This is a genomic window from Pseudomonas sp. BGA-UO-ETr-WB11 (assembly GCF_059567785.1).
The window spans coordinates 306440-323005 of the sequence record NZ_JCAQOS010000006.1 but is presented as its reverse complement, the minus strand read 5'-3'; the positions used below and the strand labels follow the sequence as shown (position 1 = coordinate 323005).

Below are 16566 nucleotides of genomic sequence, written 5' to 3'. Positions count from 1 at the left end.
TCCGGGGCCATTGACTGGGCAAACGCGCCAATCCCGGATTGCATCCGGGCTACGTCATAGCGGCTGACGCTTTAACCTGCCCACAGGCCGCCCCGCCGTTTATAATCGCCAGCTTGCACAACTCTGCCGGGTTGCCTCCGGCCCTATCTGGATTACCACCATGCTGCGTATCACCGAATTCAAGCTGCCCATCGACCACAGCGATGAGCAACTGCGCCCTGCCCTGCTCGCCCACCTGGGCCTGACCTCGGACGAATTGCTCGACTTCACCCTGTTCAAGCGCAGCTACGACGCGCGCAAGAAAAATGCCGAGCTGTGCTTTATCTACACCATCGACTTCCAGGTGACGGACGAGGCCGCCCTGCTGGCCCGCTTCCCTGATGACCGCCACCTGAGCATCGCCCCGGACACGGCTTATAAGCCCGTTGGCCAGGCTCCGGCCGAGCTGAGCGAACGGCCGATCGTGGTCGGTTTTGGCCCCTGCGGAATTTTTGCCGGGCTGCTGCTGGCGCAACAGGGCTTTAAGCCGATCATCCTCGAACGCGGCAAGTCGGTGCGTGAACGCACCAAAGACACCTGGGGCCTGTGGCGTAAAAACGTGCTCAACCCCGAGTCCAACGTGCAATTCGGTGAAGGCGGCGCCGGCACCTTCTCCGACGGCAAGCTGTACAGCCAGATCAAGGACCCCAAGCACCTCGGTCGCAAGGTGCTCCAGGAGTTCGTCAAAGCCGGTGCGCCGGAAGAGATCATGTATGTCAGCAAGCCGCACATCGGCACCTTCCGCCTGACCGGCGTGGTCGCCGACATGCGTCAGCAGATCGAAGCCCTGGGCGGTGAAGTGCGCTTCGAGCAGAAGGTCAGCGATGTGCTGATCGAAGACGGGCAACTGCGCGGCGTGGTCCTCGACAGTGGCGAACAACTGGCCAGCCGCCATGTGATCCTGGCCCTCGGCCACAGCGCCCGCGACACCTTCCGCATGCTCCACAGCAGTGGCGTGTACATGGAAGCTAAGCCGTTCTCGGTGGGCTTCCGGATCGAGCACCCGCAATCGTTGATCGACCGCGCGCGCCTGGGCAAATTTGCCGGCCACCCCAAGCTCGGCGCCGCCGACTACAAACTGGTGCACCACGCCAAGAACGGTCGCTCGGTGTACAGCTTCTGCATGTGCCCAGGCGGCACCGTGGTGGCCGCCACCTCCGAACCCAACCGGGTGGTGACCAACGGCATGAGCCAATATTCGCGCAACGAGCGCAATGCCAACGCCGGCATCGTGGTCGGCATCACCCCGGAGCAGGATTTCCCCGGCGGGCCGCTGGCCGGCATCGAGTTGCAGGAACGCCTGGAATCCCACGCCTATGTGCTCGGCGGCAGCACCTATGAAGCGCCCGGCCAGTTGGTGGGTGACTTTATCGCCGGCAAGGCCTCCACCGCCCTGGGCAGCGTCGAACCGTCGTACAAGCCTGGCGTGCACCTGGTCGACCTGGCCAGCGCCCTGCCGGACTTCGCCATTGAGGCGATCCGCGAAGCGCTGCCGGCCTTCGACAAGCAGATCCGTGGCTTTGCCATGCACGACGCGGTGCTCACCGGCATCGAAACGCGCACTTCCTCGCCGCTGCGCATCACCCGTGGCACCGACCTGCAAAGCCTGAATACCAAGGGCCTGTACCCGGCTGGCGAAGGTGCCGGGTATGCCGGCGGGATTCTCTCCGCCGGAGTCGACGGCATCCGCATCGCCGAAGCGGTGATCCTCGACATGCTCGCCCAGTCCCAGGCCTGAAGCGTGTCCGCCGCGCTCCGGCGCGGCGCACCTAACAGGCTGTTGAACAATGTAGGCGAGGCAGGCAAGACAAGGCAAAAACGGCCGAAAAAGCGGAGTTTACGAGTTGTAAATGAGCATTTTGAGGCCGTTTTTAACGCAGTATTGCCAACGCAGGTAGTTTTTCAACGGCCTGTTAACCGATCAAGCAAGGAGCTCCGATGCACCACGTCCAACCTGGCATCCTCGCCGGCATCCCTCAGTTCGCCAGCTACCTGTTCTTTCACGCCCTGCCCGGCGCCGAGCTGGCGCCGGCCCTGCAACGTCTGGCCGCACTGACCGATGGCCAGCGCCTGGTGGTTGGCCTGGGGGAATCCCTGGTGCTCAGCCTTGGCCACTCGATTGCCGGCCTGCATGCCTTCCCCAGTTACGCCCTGCCCGGTTGCGACATCCCCTCCACGCCCAGCGCTCTTTGCTGCTGGTTGCGCAGCGCTGAGCGCGGCGACCTGATCGAGCAAACCCGGCAAATCGAGCAGACCCTGGCCGGCACCTTCCGCCTGGAACAACAGGTCGAGGCGTTCAAGTACCGCAACGGCCTGGACCTCACCGGCTACGAAGACGGCACAGAAAACCCAGTGGCCGACGCCGCCGTGGCCACGGCGGTGGTCAGCGATCAGGGCCCCGGTCTGGATGGCGGCAGCTTCCTCGCACTGCAGCAATGGCTGCATGACATGCCGCGTTTCGAGGCCATGTCCAGCCAGCAACAGGACCACGCCATCGGCCGACGCAAAAGCGACAACGAAGAACTTGAGGATGCGCCGGAGTCAGCCCACGTGAAGCGCACCGCGCAAGAGAGCTTCGCCCCGGAAGCCTTCGTCCTGCGCCGCTCAATGCCTTGGGCCAGCGGCAGTCAGGCCGGCTTTATGTTCAGCGCTTTCGCTTGTTCGTTTGATGCCTTCGAGGCCCAGCTCAAGCGCATGGTCGGTGCCGAAGACGGCATCCGCGACGGCCTGTTCCAGTTCACCCGACCGCTCACCGGCAGCTACTTCTGGTGCCCGCCGCTCAAAGACGGCCAGCTCGACCTGCGCGCCGTCGGCTTGTAGAGCCTCTCAGTCGAGCACCCCAGCCACCAGTGGCGTCGGCCGACGCCACTGACTCAGGGCCAGGCCGACGAACACCAGGGCAGCGCCCAGCAGCTGCTGGCCCACCAGGCGCTCGTCAAGCAGCAGCACGGCAAACAGCAGGGTGAACACCGGGATCAGATTGATAAAGCCCGAGGCCTGGCTGGCCGGCACCCGGCTGACCGCGTAGTTGTACAGGCCATAGGCCCCCACCGTGACCACCAGCCCCAGATAAACCACCGCCCACAAGCCCTGAGCACTGACCGTTTGCGGCAGTGGCGCACTCCACAGCGCCACCGGCAGGAAAAACAGGCTGCCGACAAAGGCCTGCATGGCGGTGAGCAAAAACGCCGAATAGCGCTCGCTGAGCACCTTCAACAGCAGCGTGTACACCATCGCGCAGAGCATCGCGAGAAACTCGTAGAAGTTGCCCAACAGCGGCGCCGGCGCATGGGCGTCCGCCTCACCGGCCAGGCTCAACCACACCGCCCCCGCCACGGCCAGTAAAAACCCCAGCAACGTGGTGCGGCTGATCCGTTCACGCAGAAACACAAAGGCGCCCATGGCCACCAGCAACGGCATCAGCGCGGTGATCATCCCCGCTTGCGCGGCGCTGGTGTTCTGCAGGGCCAGGGCCTCGAAGATGAAATACAGACAGGGCTCACACACGGCCAACACCAGCAGGTATTTCCAGTCACCGGCCTGATAGCGCATCTGCCCACGCCAGCGCCAGGCAAGGAGAAACACCAAGCTGCCGAGGGCCATGCGTCCGAAGATCACCCACAGCGGTGGCAGCTCACTGAAGGCCAGCTTGAGGGCGATAAACGACGAACCCCACAAAGCCATCGCCAACACCAAGCAACCGATGACCTGAACCCGCTCGCTCAACCCGCGCACCACAACCTCCCGACCCCGCCGCACAATGCGCAGGGGCCACCAGTATAGGGAGGCACGTGGACGCGCCCCAGAACAGTTGCGCGTGGATTCGCTGGGTAACTGTGCAGTCGCATTCGGTTAGCCACTTAACACCAGGAAAACAGCACCTGCGTGCCCGTTTCTGTAGGAGCGGCTTCAGCCGCGAACCCCGCCAGTAAGTCCTCGCCGGGCAAGAACTCAATCGCCACGTGGACAGCGCCAAACCAAAGGCGCGGTAACAGTTACGCACGGCGAGGCATTCGGCCCGACGCCTATGACAGTACGCAGCAGACGCTAGCATTTGTGCTGAGCGAAGCTTCGCGGCTAAAGCCGCTCCTACGAATAACCGTCGTGCAGCGGGCGAAGAGAACGTGACTCGGCGTAAAACCGAAACCGGTAGTTGCCAAGTGCGCAATCTATAACGGGTAAGCGCAGCGCAAAAAAAAACGGGAGCCCGTGGGCTCCCGTTAAAAACAACCGCCGGGGCTTAAGCTAAAGCCCACCAGCGGTATACAACCTCACCTGCGCTCCACAAGAAACGCCTAACTAGTCTGGCAAATGTAGGCGCCAGGCGGCGTAGCGCTTTGTTACTGCTCTGCAACAAAATGTAAACAGCCTGTCTCGCTGGCCGCCCCGCCAGCAACCCGGCAGAATGCCGGCATGAACCCAATCCCCCACCCGCCGCGCTTTTGCCAGCCCCTGCACACCCATTGGCCCTTGCCCCAGGCGCTGGCCGGCGCGCAGTTGGTCAGCTGTCACTTTGACCCCGCCCAACTGCAGCACGACGACGCAGCCCTGAGTGGTATTGCCGCCGTAAAAGGTGCCAACAAACGCCAGGCGGAGTACCTCGCCGGCCGCCTGTGTGCGCGCCAAGCGCTGCTGCAATTGACCGGCGTAGCCTCGGTGCCCGCAGTCGGCGCTGATCGGGCGCCCTGCTGGCCGGCCGGCGTGGTGGGTTCGATCACCCACGGCGACGGCTGGGCCGCCGCCGTAGTGGCCCATGCAGGTGACTATCAGGGTCTGGGCCTGGATGTGGAAACCTGGTTAAGCCATGAACGCGCCGAGCGGCTGGCGGCGCAACTGCTCACTCCGGCAGAGCTGTTGCGCCTGGCGCAGTTGCCCGAGAGTCAGCGCGCGAGCCAGATCAGCCTGAGCTTTTCCCTCAAGGAAAGCTTGTTCAAGGCGCTCTATCCGCTGGTACAACAACGCTTCTACTTCCATGACGCAGAAGTTATGCGCGCCGCCGATGGCCAAGCCGAATTGCAGCTGCTCCGCGACCTCGGCCCCCACTGGCCGGCAGGCAGCCGCTGCCAGGGGCAATTCGTCGACCTTGGCAAGCAGGTGCTGAGCCTGGTCAGTATTGGCGCTTAAACCGTCGCCTCGCGCTGCATTTGCTGTCGCGGCCACACCAGGCTGAAGCAGGCGCCCCCCAGGTCGGCACTGCGGCCAACCAGCGCCCGACCGGCATGCCAGTAGATGATCCGCCGCACAATCGACAGGCCCAAACCGTGGCCGCCGGAGGCGCGGGTACGGCTGTCGTCCAGGCGCAGAAACGGGGTAAACAACCGCTCCCAGTCCGCCTCGGGCACGCCGGGGCCGTCGTCCTCGACATCCATCCGGCACTGCTCACCCTGCAGGTAATAACTGACCCGCACGCGGGTTTCCGCATGGCGCATGGCGTTGCTCACCAGGTTTTGCAGGGCGCGGTGCAGGTAACGCAGCTCGCCATCCACCAGCGCTGGCTCGGCCGCAGGTGTGGTGCCGCACAGCAGCCGAATGGCCGGACGCAGCGGCGCCTGCTCGCTGAGCACCTGGTCGAGCAAGGCGTCGAGGTCGACGCGCTGAAACTTCAGCGCCGGCTCGCCCTGCTCCAGGCGCGAATAGGTGAGCATCTCATCCACCAGGCGGTCGAGTTCCTGAATATCGCTGTCCATACCGTCCATGTACTTGCGCCGGGCACTGGCGGTTTGCGCATCGGCGATCATCTCCAGGCCAAAACGCAGGCGCGCCACCGGTGTGCGCAACTCATGGGACACCGCCCGCACCATCTCACGCTGGATGGTCAGCAAGTGCTGCAACTGCCCGGCCATGTGGTTGAACGCCGCCGCCAAACGCCCCACTGAGTCGGCACCGCGGGTCGGCACGCGGGTTTCCAGGCTGCCGGCGGCAATCCGCGTGGCCGCCCCTTCCAGACCGCGCAAACGGCGTTCCAGTTGGTGCACCAGCAGGTAAACGGCCAGGCCGATCAGGCTCAGGGCCATGGCGGCGATCAACACCAGCAGTTGCGGCGGCGCCGGGTTCATCAGGTGCAACGGCCCCAGCTCCAGCACCCAGGGTGTGTCCAGCAGGCCGGCGAAGATATGGATCGACTCGCCGCCCTTGCCTAGGGCCATCACCGTGTCACCTTCATCGACGCGGCGGCGCTGGTCGTCATCCAGCTGCGCCTCCTGCAGGGTGATCAATTTCAGCTCGAAGCCGAACTGCTTGCCCTCCTTGATCTGCGCCAAGCGTGCCGGTTGCTCGGCCACCGGGTAGCGCACCAGCTCATCGCTGAGCAGGTAAACAGTGGCGCGCGCCAGCTGCTCGCTGATCTGCTGCACCTCGCCCACCAGCACCAGCGCTTCGGGTCCGCTCAACAGGCTGTAAACCAGCGACGGTTTGTGCCCGTCCTTGATCACCAGCACCTGGCCACGGCGCAGGCGCTCGCGGGCATGGCTGTCCAGCGGCTGCTCGTCCAGTGCCTGCAAATCCAGGGGGATGCCCAACAGGCGCTCCCACTGCAGCAAGGCGCGGTGGCGCTCGACCCGGTTCATTGGCTGGAGGTTATCGGCCATCAGGCGGAAGGTGCCGCGGGCCAGGCCCTCGCGGTACTCGTCGCCGCGCACCTGATTGACCAGATGCAGGGTCATAAAACCGAGCAGCGCCACCAGCACCAAGGCCGCCAGCATACCGCCATAGATGCGCAGGAAGATTGAATTCACAGGGCCTGCGCCGCCTCACGCACAAACAGGTAGCCCTTGCTGCGCACGGTCTTGATCAGGCGCGGGTGCTCGGGGTCGTCGCCGATTTTCGGGCGGATGCGCGAGATGCGTACATCAATGGAGCGGTCCTGGCCGTCGTAACCGATGCCGCGCAGGGCGGTGAAGATTTCCTCGCGCGAAAGGATGCGCCCACTGTTGAAGGCCAGCAGCCAGAGCAGATCGAACTCGGCACTGGTCAGCTCGATGCCACGGCCATGCAGCCACACCTCACGCATGCGGTTATCGATATGCAGGGGCCCGAACTCCAGGCGCTGGGCATCGGTTGCCGGCGTCTCGCTGCTGCCCTCATGGCGGCGCAGCAAGGCACGGATGTGGGCCAGCAACAGGCGTGGGCGCACCGGCTTGCACATATAGTCATCGGCGCCCAACTCCAGGCCCAGGACCTGATCGAGGTCGTCGGTGCGCGCCGTCAGCATCAGGATCGCCCCCGGATAATGCTGGCTGCGCAGCGTGCGGCAAATCGACAGGCCGTCTTCGCCGGGCAGCATCAGGTCGAGAATCACCAGGGCCGGCTGCTCACGCAGAATCCGCGCCACCGCCTGCGCGCCGTCGGACTCGATGGCCACGCGCAAGCCATTGGCTTCGAGGTACTCGCGGGTCAGCTCGGCCAGACGCTGATCGTCTTCCACGATAAGAATTTGCCAGCCTTGCTGCTCCACCACACTCACTCCTGCCACCGCCGCGCCCCGATCGAAACGCGCGGCATTGTAACAACGCCCGGCGTTCTGCACAGCGCATGCCACCCCATGAGCAAAACACAACATATAGTGTTGAGCTGTGACGCCTTCAGCATCTTCAAAGGCCATTGTCAAAGCCATTTAACTGGCGACGAGTGGTCAGCCCAGGGCAACCCCAAGGCCCATGCGGGTTAGCCAAAGTTACCCAAGTTTAACCCACAGGGTTATCCACAGGCTGGAGCAAACTGTCGTCTTGCAATGATCTGTCTAGCGCTCTATCTTGTATCCCCATCGCGCCAAACACCTATATGTTGGGTTTTGGTGACTTACCGGACACAAATAGAATGAACCGCTCAGGCCGCTTCGCAGGCCAGCACCGGTAGCTCGAACCGCTCTTTGCAGCAACCATCCAGCGCCCATGCGCAGGATGCTAACAAAGCCCCAAAAAATGCGTGACGGCGGCTTTGATTCGGTGTAATGCGAAACCGCACACACCACTAGGTATTGTGGTTCTGGCCTGAGGCCAGCACCAGTGACTTTTGAGCCAGGAAGGTGCTTGAGTCGTGCCCTTTCCGACCTCAATTACAACTTCCCGTGCGCCTGGCGTTGAGCCTGGCGCGTGGCGTTGTTGAAATGATGAACGAACGGCCAGCACGCCAAGTGTCCAACCTAATAAATACAGAACACGGAGACATTGAATGCATACCGACAGCACTCGCGAGACGCTCAAGGCCAACGCGCCGCAAGCCGGCGACAGCCTTGACCTGGCTGCCACCGCGCCAGGCCAGCTGCGCGTGATCAAGCGTAACGGCACCGTGGTGCCGTATACCGATGACAAGATCACCGTGGCCATCACCAAAGCGTTTCTCGCAGTTGAAGGCGGCACCGCTGCTGCCTCGTCGCGTATCCATGAAACCGTTGAGCGCCTGACCGAACAGGTCAGCGCCACCTTCAAGCGTCGCATGCCGTCCGGCGGCACCATCCACATCGAAGAAATCCAGGACCAGGTTGAACTGGCCCTGATGCGTGCCGGCGAGCAGAAAGTTGCCCGCGACTACGTGATCTACCGCAACGAGCGTTCCAAGGAGCGTGCCACCCGCGGTACCCAGGTGCCGGCTCAAGCCCACCCAAGCATTCGCGTCACCCACCTGGACGGCAGCGTTGCGCCGCTGGACCTGGGCCGCATGCACACCATCATCAGCGAAGCCTGCGAAGGCCTGGCTGAAGTCGATGGCGAGCTGATCCAGAGCGAAACCCTGAAGAACCTCTACGACGGCGTGGCGCAAAGCGACGTCAGCACCGCACTGGTGATGACCGCCCGCACCCTGGTTGAGCGTGAGCCAAACTACAGCTACGTGACCGCACGCCTGCTGATGGACAACATCCGCGCCGAAGGCCTGGGCTTCCTCGGTGTTGCCGCCAGCGCCACTCACCACGAGATGAGCGAGTTCTACGCCAAGGCCCTGCCGGCTTACATCGCCAAGGGTATCGAGTTCGAATTGCTCAACCCGGTGCTGGCCTCCTATGACCTGGAGAAGCTCGGTAAGGCGATCAACCACGAGCGTGACCAGCAGTTCACCTACCTGGGCCTGCAGACCCTCTACGACCGTTACTTCATCCACAAGGATGGCGTGCGTTTCGAACTGCCCCAGGTGTTCTTCATGCGCGTGGCCATGGGCCTGGCGATCGAAGAGAAGAACAAGGAAGAGCGCGCCATCGAGTTCTACAACCTGTTGTCGTCCTTCGACTACATGGCCTCGACCCCGACTCTGTTCAACGCCGGCACCCTGCGTCCGCAGCTGTCGTCGTGCTACCTGACCACCGTGCCGGACGACCTGGGCGGCATCTACGACGCCATCCGCGACAACGCCCTGCTGTCCAAGTTTGCCGGCGGTCTGGGCAACGACTGGACCCCAGTGCGCGCCCTCGGTGCCTACATCAAAGGCACCAACGGCAAGTCGCAAGGCGTGGTGCCATTCCTCAAAGTGGTCAACGACACCGCTGTTGCAGTAAACCAGGGCGGCAAGCGCAAAGGCGCTGTGTGTGCCTACCTGGAAACCTGGCACATGGACATCGAAGAGTTCATCGAGCTGCGTAAGAACACCGGTGACGACCGTCGCCGCACCCACGACATGAACACCGCCAACTGGATCCCGGACCTGTTCATGAAGCGCGTGTTCGACGACGGCCAATGGACCCTGTTCAGCCCAAGCGAAGTGCCAGACCTGCACGACCTGACCGGTAAAGCCTTCGAAGAGCGCTACGAGTACTACGAAGCCCTGACCCAGTACGGCAAGATCAAGCTGTTCAAGACCATCCAAGCCAAAGACCTGTGGCGCAAGATGCTCTCCATGCTGTTCGAAACCGGCCACCCATGGTTGACCTTCAAAGACCCGTGCAACCTGCGCAGCCCGCAGCAGCACGTGGGCGTGGTCCACAGCTCGAACCTGTGCACCGAGATCACCCTGAACACCAACGCCGACGAAATCGCCGTGTGCAACCTGGGCTCGGTCAACCTGCCGAACCACATCGTCAACGGCAAGCTCGACACCGCCAAGCTGGAAAAGACCATCAAGGTCGCCGTGCGCATGCTCGATAACGTTATCGACATCAACTACTACTCGGTGCCGCAAGCGCGCAATTCCAACTTCAAACACCGCCCAGTTGGCCTCGGCATCATGGGTTTCCAGGACGCCCTGTACCTGCAGCACATTCCTTACGGCTCCGACGCCGCGGTGGAATTTGCCGACAAGTCCATGGAAGCGGTCAGCTACTACGCCATCCAGGCCTCCTGTGACCTGGCCGACGAGCGCGGCAGCTACGAAACCTTCAACGGTTCGCTGTGGAGCAAAGGCATCCTGCCGCTGGATTCGCAGCAGATCCTGATCGAGCAGCGCGGCCAGAAGTACATCGACGTCGACCTGAACGAGTCCCTGGACTGGGCGCCGGTCCGTGCCCGTGTACAGAAAGGCATTCGTAACTCGAACATCATGGCCATCGCCCCGACTGCCACCATCGCCAACATCACCGGCGTATCGCAGTCGATCGAACCGACCTACCAAAACCTCTATGTGAAATCGAACCTGTCGGGCGAATTCACCGTGATCAACCCGTACCTGGTTCGCGACCTCAAAGCCCGCGGCCTGTGGGACTCGGTGATGATCAACGACCTGAAGTACTACGACGGTTCCGTGCAGCAGATCGAGCGCATTCCGCAGGAGTTGAAAGACCTCTACGCCACCGCGTTTGAAGTGGACACCAAGTGGATCGTTGACGCCGCCAGCCGCCGTCAGAAGTGGATCGACCAGGCCCAGTCACTGAACCTCTACATCGCCGGCGCATCGGGCAAGAAGCTCGACGTGACCTACCGCATGGCTTGGTACCGTGGCCTGAAAACCACCTACTACCTCCGTGCCCTGGCCGCGACCAGCACCGAGAAGTCGACCATCAACACCGGCAAGCTCAACGCCGTGTCCAATGGCGGCATCGACGAAGGCTTCAGCGCCGCACCCGTAGCCCCGGCCGGCCCGGCACCCGTGCCTAAAGCCTGTGCGATCGACGAGCCAGACTGCGAAGCCTGCCAATAAGGTGTTCGACAACGCGCGGATCTGAGCGGCGCCCGCGTTGTTGCCGCGTCGGCCGACCCCGGTCATGTACAACAGTACACTCCCGGGGCCAGCCGCCACGGCGCCTAGCGCTCACTCGCTCAGCTACGCGCTCGATACGAGTGCAAAGCAACAACACACGCTAAAGCAACACACAGAATCAGTCCCCTCTCCCGTTTACGGGAGAGGGTTAGGGAGAGGGGAAATTGGCCACCGCCATCCCCTCCCCCACAAACACCCGCCTCCCTGCCGCAAGGCCGTGAGGCACGGGCTGAGGGACGCCGCGTTAGAGCGACCCACCCCGACCAGCGGTACCCGTTTTGCCCTTGCGCGCTTTACGCAACGGAACACAATCGAATTAACTGTATATCCACACAGGCCGGTTATTTCACCGCCTGAAGCAGGAGCCGAGTCATGCTGAGCTGGGATGAATTTGACAAAGAAGACGAAGTCGACCTGAACGCCGTCAAGCCGGCGCCGACAGTGGTCGAGATGAGCCTCGACAAACTCGACAAGGATGGCCAGAACGCCGCCGTTGAGGCGCGTGCCGTCTCCGCCAGCGACTCGCCGGCCATCGCCCGCGCCAAGGCCGCACTGGATCAGCTCGACATCGCCGAAGGCCTGGCCGAACTGGACGGCGCCTCCGCCCGCGTGGCCGTGGACGAGAAGCGCATGATCAACTGCCGCGCCGACCTCAACCAGCTCGTACCCTTCAAGTACGACTGGGCTTGGCAGAAGTACCTCGACGGCTGCGCCAACCACTGGATGCCGCAAGAAGTAAACATGAACGCCGACATTGCCCTGTGGAAGAGCAAAGACGGCCTCAGCGAAGACGAGCGCCGCATCGTCATGCGCAACCTCGGTTTCTTCTCCACCGCTGACAGCCTGGTTGCCAACAACCTGGCCCTGGCCGTGTACCGCCTGATCACCAACCCGGAGTGCCGCCAGTACATCCTGCGCCAGACCTTCGAAGAGGCGATCCACACCCACGCCTACCAGTACTGCATCGAATCGCTGGGCATGGATGAAGGCGAGATCTTCAACATGTACCACGAGATCCCGTCCGTGGCGAAGAAGGCCTCCTGGGGCCTGAAATACACCCGTTCGATCTCCGATCCGACCTTCAACACCGGCACCGTCGAGACCGACAAAGAACTGCTGCGCAACCTGATCGCTTACTACTGCGTGCTGGAAGGCATCTTCTTCTACTGCGGCTTCACCCAGATCCTGTCCATGGGTCGCCGCAACAAGATGACCGGCGTGGCCGAGCAGTTCCAGTACATCCTGCGTGACGAGTCGATGCACCTGAACTTCGGGATCGATGTGATCAACCAGATCAAAATCGAAAACCCGCACCTGTGGGATGCCGAGCTGAAGGAAGAAGCTTCGCAGATGATTCTGCAGGGCACCCAACTGGAAATCGAATACGCGCGCGACACCATGCCGCGCGGCGTGCTGGGCATGAACGCGGCAATGATGGAGGACTACCTCAAGTTCATCGCCAACCGTCGCCTGTCGCAGATTGGTTTGAAGGAAGAGTACCCAGGTACGACTAACCCGTTCCCGTGGATGAGCGAAATCATGGACTTGAAGAAGGAGAAGAACTTCTTTGAGACCCGTGTGATCGAGTATCAGACTGGTGGGGCGTTGAGCTGGGATTGATTCCGGTTAACTCCATTACTTAAAGCTAGGCCTTACATGGATGTTGGGGTGGCTAGACAGACTAAAAAGCCCCGCTATATGCGGGGCTTTTTAGTTTCACCAGATCAAACAGGGGACTTAACAATGCCAAGAAACGAAACAATATTGAACGTATTCATAGCATCCCCCTCTGACGTAACAGAAGAGCGGAGAACTCTTGAATCCATAATTCAAGAGTTAAATAAAACATGGAGCCAAAATTTAAATCTCCGATTCGACCTAATAAAATGGGAAACAGACACATACCCGTCCTTTGCAGACTACCCGCAAAACGCAATAAACAACCAAATAGATGATAATTACGACATATTCATCGCAATATTCTGGAGCAAAACAGGCACACCGACCGAGAAAGCTGACTCAGGCACAATTTAAGAGTTTGACAGAGCCTACCAGAAACACCTGAAAGACAACTCCGCCGTAGAAATAATGATTTACTTCAAAGACCAACCAATATCTCCTTCAAAATTAAACATCGAGCAATTAGGGAAGCTTCAATACCTTAAAACAAGTCTTGGGGAAAAAGGCGGATTATACTGGACCTTCGAAGACTCAAAAGAATTTGAAACATTACTACGCGTTCACTTAAGTAAAGTTGCTCAAAAATGGGCAAAGAAAGTAGGCTCGGAAAACCCACCCAAAGACAGGAACGAATCGTCAGAAAAGCAGCAACCACTGGAGCTCTTTGACGAAGATGACGACTACGGCATACTGGACCACTTCGAAATATTCGAAGATAAAATGTCAGTCATGACATCTGGCCTATGCTCAATTGCGGAGGCGACTGACAAAGTCGGCTCTCAATTCACAACAAGAACGCACGAAATAAATTCGCTAACCGCATCAGGCGAAAAAATAGACCCATCCCGAGCAAGAAGAATCTTAAAGCTTTCAGCTGACGACCTAGATCGTTTCTCAGAGACAGTCGAACTACAAGTAACTATAGTATCAAACTCCAGAGAAGACGCATTCGAGGCGCTGAGCAAAGCCGTCGCACTTCAAGTAAATATTGCAAGCAACACAGAAAGCGAATCGGCCGAATTAAAAGATGCAATATCCAGCATGAGAAACTCTGCAATTGAATCTCAGCAAGGACTGATCAATTTCAGATCAACCATAGAAAGCTTCCCGAAATTAACAATTCATCTAAATAAATCAAAGAGGAAAGCATTAAAAGCACTAGATGGCATCTTCGAAGAAATAGATACGACAATAAGATCGGCCGATGAAATACTTAGCCTTATCAGGCAAGTGTAACTCGCTAAAAATTAAATTAAGTTATTTTCTCCGCCGCCTACCCCTATTATTTCGCCCTTACGGCGAGTTACTTTCTCTTTGCTTGCGCGAAGGAGAAAGTAACCAAAGAGAAAGCACACCCGGCATCCGGGTCTGGCTACGCCAGACTTCCCTCGCTCCGGCGCTGCTCCGAGGGTCGTCACGAAGGGCCATCCCTGGCCCATCGTTCCTCGTTTGGCATCCATGCCAAACGTCCCTCTCCTCAGCACCTCCGCTCGGCCTCCTGACGGGACCGGGGGACCGAGGTGTTTGGGCGAGTTGTGAACGGCAGAGCGAAGAGCAAAAGCTTCGCGGCTAAAGCCGCTCCTACAGGTTCGGTGAATATTCGTAGGATGGGTGGAGCGCAGCGATACCCATCACAAAGCCCCGCGACCTTGATGGTCAAAACCGCCACGCTTTGGCTTTTCAATCCGCAATTTCACAGACGACGCCAAACGCCCCTTTCAGCAAGTAGCCTGGGCATCCATGGTGGAAAACGCTTCGCGGTTTTCCACCCTACGCGGTAGTGCGTATTTGTAGGGTGGACAACGCGCAGCTTGTCCACCGTGATGAGCAAACCATCAACAGCAAACAACACCACTATTGGCTTTTGCTTTGCAATCCGCGACCTCACAGACGACGCCAAACGCCCCCTTCAGGAGGCCAAGCGGAATCGTTGTGGAAGGGGTTGAGCGGCATGGATGCCGCGAGAGCCGCGATGGGCCAGGGATGGCCCTTCGTCGGTGGGCCGCATCCGGTCGGGCCCCTGGAGCAATGATGGAACGAGGGAAGTTTCGCGTAGCGAAACCCGCATGTAAGGGGCAAGACTTTTTGGTTACTTTTGGGGCAACTGCCAAAAGTGCCCCGCCGTAAGTGCGGAACCATTACCCGAACACAACACAAAAGCAGCAAGTAACCTGAATATCCATGGTGGAAAACGCTTCGCGGTTTTCCACCCTACGTGGTGGTGCGTAGTTGTAGGGTGGACAACGCGCAGCTTGTCCACCATGGTTTATTCAACCGCTAAACCGCTCAAGGATGAGCCGCCATGTCCAACTACCGCCGCGCCCGCGTGCCTGGGGCAACTTACTTCTTCACCGTGAACCTGCGTAATCGCAACAGCGACCTGCTGGTCCGTGAGATCGATCTGCTGCGCGCCACGGTGCGAGCCACTCGGCAGCGCCACCCCTTTCATATTGATGCCTGGGTGGTGTTACCCGAACACATGCACTGCCTGTGGACACTGCCGGAGGGTAACGCGAATTTCGCCCTGCGCTGGAAGGTGATCAAATTCGCCTTTGCTAAACGCCTGGCAAAAACCGAGACGCTAAACGCCACCCAGCGCACACGAGGTGAGCGCGGGGTCTGGCAACGCCGCTATTGGGAACACCTGATCCGTGACGACCTCGATTACCAACGACACTTCGATTACATCCACGCCAATCCGCTCAAACACGGCCATGTGCAACGGGTGCTGGATTGGCCATATTCCAGCTTTCACCGCGCGGTACGCCATGGGCTGTATCCGCCAGACTGGTGCGGAGGTAATGACGAAATGATGGTTGGCGAGCCCTAGACCTGGCGGTGGAAACGCTTCGCGGTTTTCCACCCTACAAGCCCTGCCGACGCTTTCGCTCAACCAATCTTCACGCAAGCAAACAGCGCATTGCCGGAAACGCCGTCCCACGGAATAAGCTTCTCGTAATCATGCTCAAACACCTGCACCGCAAAATACGGCTGCAACAGCGCCTGTAACTGCGCAAAGCTCACGGCCACCATCGGGTGCTCGTCGTTCCACACCTCAGTTTGCCCGGCTGTGGTTTTTTCAATCCGCAGCCGCAGCGCCTGCTGCTCGCCCTCGCCGGGGTAACTCCAACCGGAGCTGAAGGTGAATTGGCCTTCATCATTTTCGACGCTATGGGCGGCAAACAAGCTGTTATCGATCTTGCCCTTGTCGACCACGTTGAAGCAGAACAGCCCATCGCTGGCGAGCGCTGCATGGGCGCTGGCGATGCATGCCTTCAGCCGCTCAATGCCGCCGCTGTAATGGATGGAATAGAGAAAGCAGGTCAACAGGTCCACCGGCTCACTGAGGGTGAAACTGCACATGTCCTGCAGCGCAAAGTGCGCCTGTGGGCAACGCATGGCGGCCTTGTCCAACATCGGCTGATTGATATCCAGCCCGGCACTGCTGTAGCCAGCATCGCTGAAATGGCGCACATGGGGCCCCGTGCCGCAGGCCAAATCCAGGTGACGGGTGCCGCCGTTGCCAAACAGCTGCTGCAGCCTGTGGATACAGTGGCTTTGCGCCTGGTAGTCGATATCGGCGCACATCAGATCGTAGTAATCAGACAGGTCGGTGTAGAGGGCATTAACGGACATAGCGGCCTGCTGATTGAGCCGCGAATTTTGCGGTCGCGCATCATAGCCGAACCCTGGCCGCAGTAAGACAATCATCACCACGAGGCGACGGAC

12 protein-coding genes are annotated in these 16566 nt (G+C 60.2%); 8 read left to right on the top strand and 4 right to left on the bottom strand.

Annotated elements, in window-relative coordinates; all coding sequences use genetic code 11:
• Positions 1–160 precede the first annotated feature (160 nt).
• Together AC56DI_RS10385 and AC56DI_RS10380 are read left to right on the top strand one after the other, a co-directional pair.
• Positions 161–1777: an NAD(P)/FAD-dependent oxidoreductase gene (locus AC56DI_RS10385; RefSeq protein WP_496346071.1), complete on the top strand. Its 1617-nt coding sequence runs from the start codon at positions 161–163 to the stop codon at positions 1775–1777.
• Positions 1778–1977: 200 nt separating this feature from the next.
• Entirely contained in the window at positions 1978–2859 is an 882-nt protein-coding gene (locus AC56DI_RS10380) for a Dyp-type peroxidase (protein WP_496346070.1), read from the top strand.
• A 6-nt stretch (positions 2860–2865) separates the two neighbouring features.
• Here AC56DI_RS10380 and AC56DI_RS10375 read toward each other — a convergent pair whose 3' ends face one another.
• A complete protein-coding gene (locus AC56DI_RS10375) occupies positions 2866–3765 on the bottom strand; it encodes a DMT family transporter (RefSeq protein WP_496346157.1) in 900 nt (299 codons plus the stop codon).
• A gap of 687 nt (positions 3766–4452) precedes the next feature.
• Here AC56DI_RS10375 and AC56DI_RS10370 point away from each other — a divergent pair.
• Complete coding sequence (locus AC56DI_RS10370; protein WP_496346069.1) at positions 4453–5163, top strand: 4'-phosphopantetheinyl transferase family protein; 711 nt, start codon at positions 4453–4455, stop codon at positions 5161–5163.
• Here AC56DI_RS10370 and AC56DI_RS10365 read toward each other — a convergent pair.
• Together AC56DI_RS10365 and AC56DI_RS10360 are read right to left on the bottom strand one after the other, a co-directional pair.
• The gene (locus AC56DI_RS10365; protein WP_496346068.1) at positions 5160–6773 is read right to left on the bottom strand and encodes an ATP-binding protein; all 1614 of its coding nucleotides are present in this window, start codon (positions 6771–6773) and stop codon (positions 5160–5162) included. The two genes, AC56DI_RS10370 and AC56DI_RS10365, sit on opposite strands and share 4 nt — an antisense overlap.
• Complete coding sequence (locus tag AC56DI_RS10360) at positions 6770–7492, bottom strand: response regulator (RefSeq protein ID WP_324518168.1); 723 nt, start codon at positions 7490–7492, stop codon at positions 6770–6772. The genes AC56DI_RS10365 and AC56DI_RS10360 overlap by 4 nt, the downstream gene beginning before the upstream one ends.
• A 716-nt stretch (positions 7493–8208) precedes the next feature.
• Between AC56DI_RS10360 and AC56DI_RS10355 the strand changes: the two genes are divergently transcribed.
• The 5 genes from AC56DI_RS10355 to AC56DI_RS10335 all read left to right on the top strand — a co-directional run bounded on the left by AC56DI_RS10355 (position 8209) and on the right by AC56DI_RS10335 (position 15667).
• Positions 8209–11097, top strand: coding sequence for a ribonucleoside-diphosphate reductase subunit alpha (locus tag AC56DI_RS10355; protein ID WP_496346067.1), 2889 nt, complete (start codon positions 8209–8211; stop codon positions 11095–11097).
• A 432-nt stretch (positions 11098–11529) separates the two neighbouring features.
• A complete protein-coding gene (locus AC56DI_RS10350; protein ID WP_422588369.1) occupies positions 11530–12777 on the top strand; it encodes a ribonucleotide-diphosphate reductase subunit beta in 1248 nt (415 codons plus the stop codon).
• Positions 12778–12813: 36 nt separating this feature from the next.
• Positions 12814–13191: a hypothetical protein gene (locus tag AC56DI_RS10345; protein ID WP_496346066.1), complete on the top strand. Its 378-nt coding sequence runs from the start codon at positions 12814–12816 to the stop codon at positions 13189–13191.
• A 54-nt stretch (positions 13192–13245) separates the two neighbouring features.
• On the top strand, positions 13246–14073 hold the full coding sequence (locus tag AC56DI_RS10340) for a hypothetical protein (protein ID WP_496346065.1): 828 nt from the start codon (positions 13246–13248) through the stop codon (positions 14071–14073).
• A gap of 1066 nt (positions 14074–15139) precedes the next feature.
• Positions 15140–15667, top strand: coding sequence for an REP-associated tyrosine transposase (locus AC56DI_RS10335; RefSeq protein WP_496346064.1), 528 nt, complete (start codon positions 15140–15142; stop codon positions 15665–15667).
• 59 nt (positions 15668–15726) lie between these two features.
• On the opposite strand, the gene AC56DI_RS10330 is transcribed toward AC56DI_RS10335, so the two are convergent.
• Positions 15727–16473 (bottom strand): class I SAM-dependent DNA methyltransferase, encoded by a 747-nt coding sequence (locus AC56DI_RS10330; RefSeq protein WP_496346063.1) that lies wholly within the window; start codon positions 16471–16473, stop codon positions 15727–15729.
• Positions 16474–16566: the final 93 nt, after the last annotated feature.

Coding starts and splice junctions, on each gene's coding strand:
- AC56DI_RS10385 (WP_496346071.1), top strand. CDS start 161: ATGCTGCGTATCACCGAATTCAAGCTGCCCATCGACCACAGCGATGAG.
- AC56DI_RS10380 (WP_496346070.1), top strand. CDS start 1,978: ATGCACCACGTCCAACCTGGCATCCTCGCCGGCATCCCTCAGTTCGCC.
- AC56DI_RS10370 (WP_496346069.1), top strand. CDS start 4,453: ATGAACCCAATCCCCCACCCGCCGCGCTTTTGCCAGCCCCTGCACACC.
- AC56DI_RS10355 (WP_496346067.1), top strand. CDS start 8,209: ATGCATACCGACAGCACTCGCGAGACGCTCAAGGCCAACGCGCCGCAA.
- AC56DI_RS10350 (WP_422588369.1), top strand. CDS start 11,530: ATGCTGAGCTGGGATGAATTTGACAAAGAAGACGAAGTCGACCTGAAC.
- AC56DI_RS10345 (WP_496346066.1), top strand. CDS start 12,814: ATGGATGTTGGGGTGGCTAGACAGACTAAAAAGCCCCGCTATATGCGG.
- AC56DI_RS10340 (WP_496346065.1), top strand. CDS start 13,246: ATGATTTACTTCAAAGACCAACCAATATCTCCTTCAAAATTAAACATC.
- AC56DI_RS10335 (WP_496346064.1), top strand. CDS start 15,140: ATGTCCAACTACCGCCGCGCCCGCGTGCCTGGGGCAACTTACTTCTTC.
- AC56DI_RS10330 (WP_496346063.1), bottom strand. CDS start 16,473: ATGTCCGTTAATGCCCTCTACACCGACCTGTCTGATTACTACGATCTG.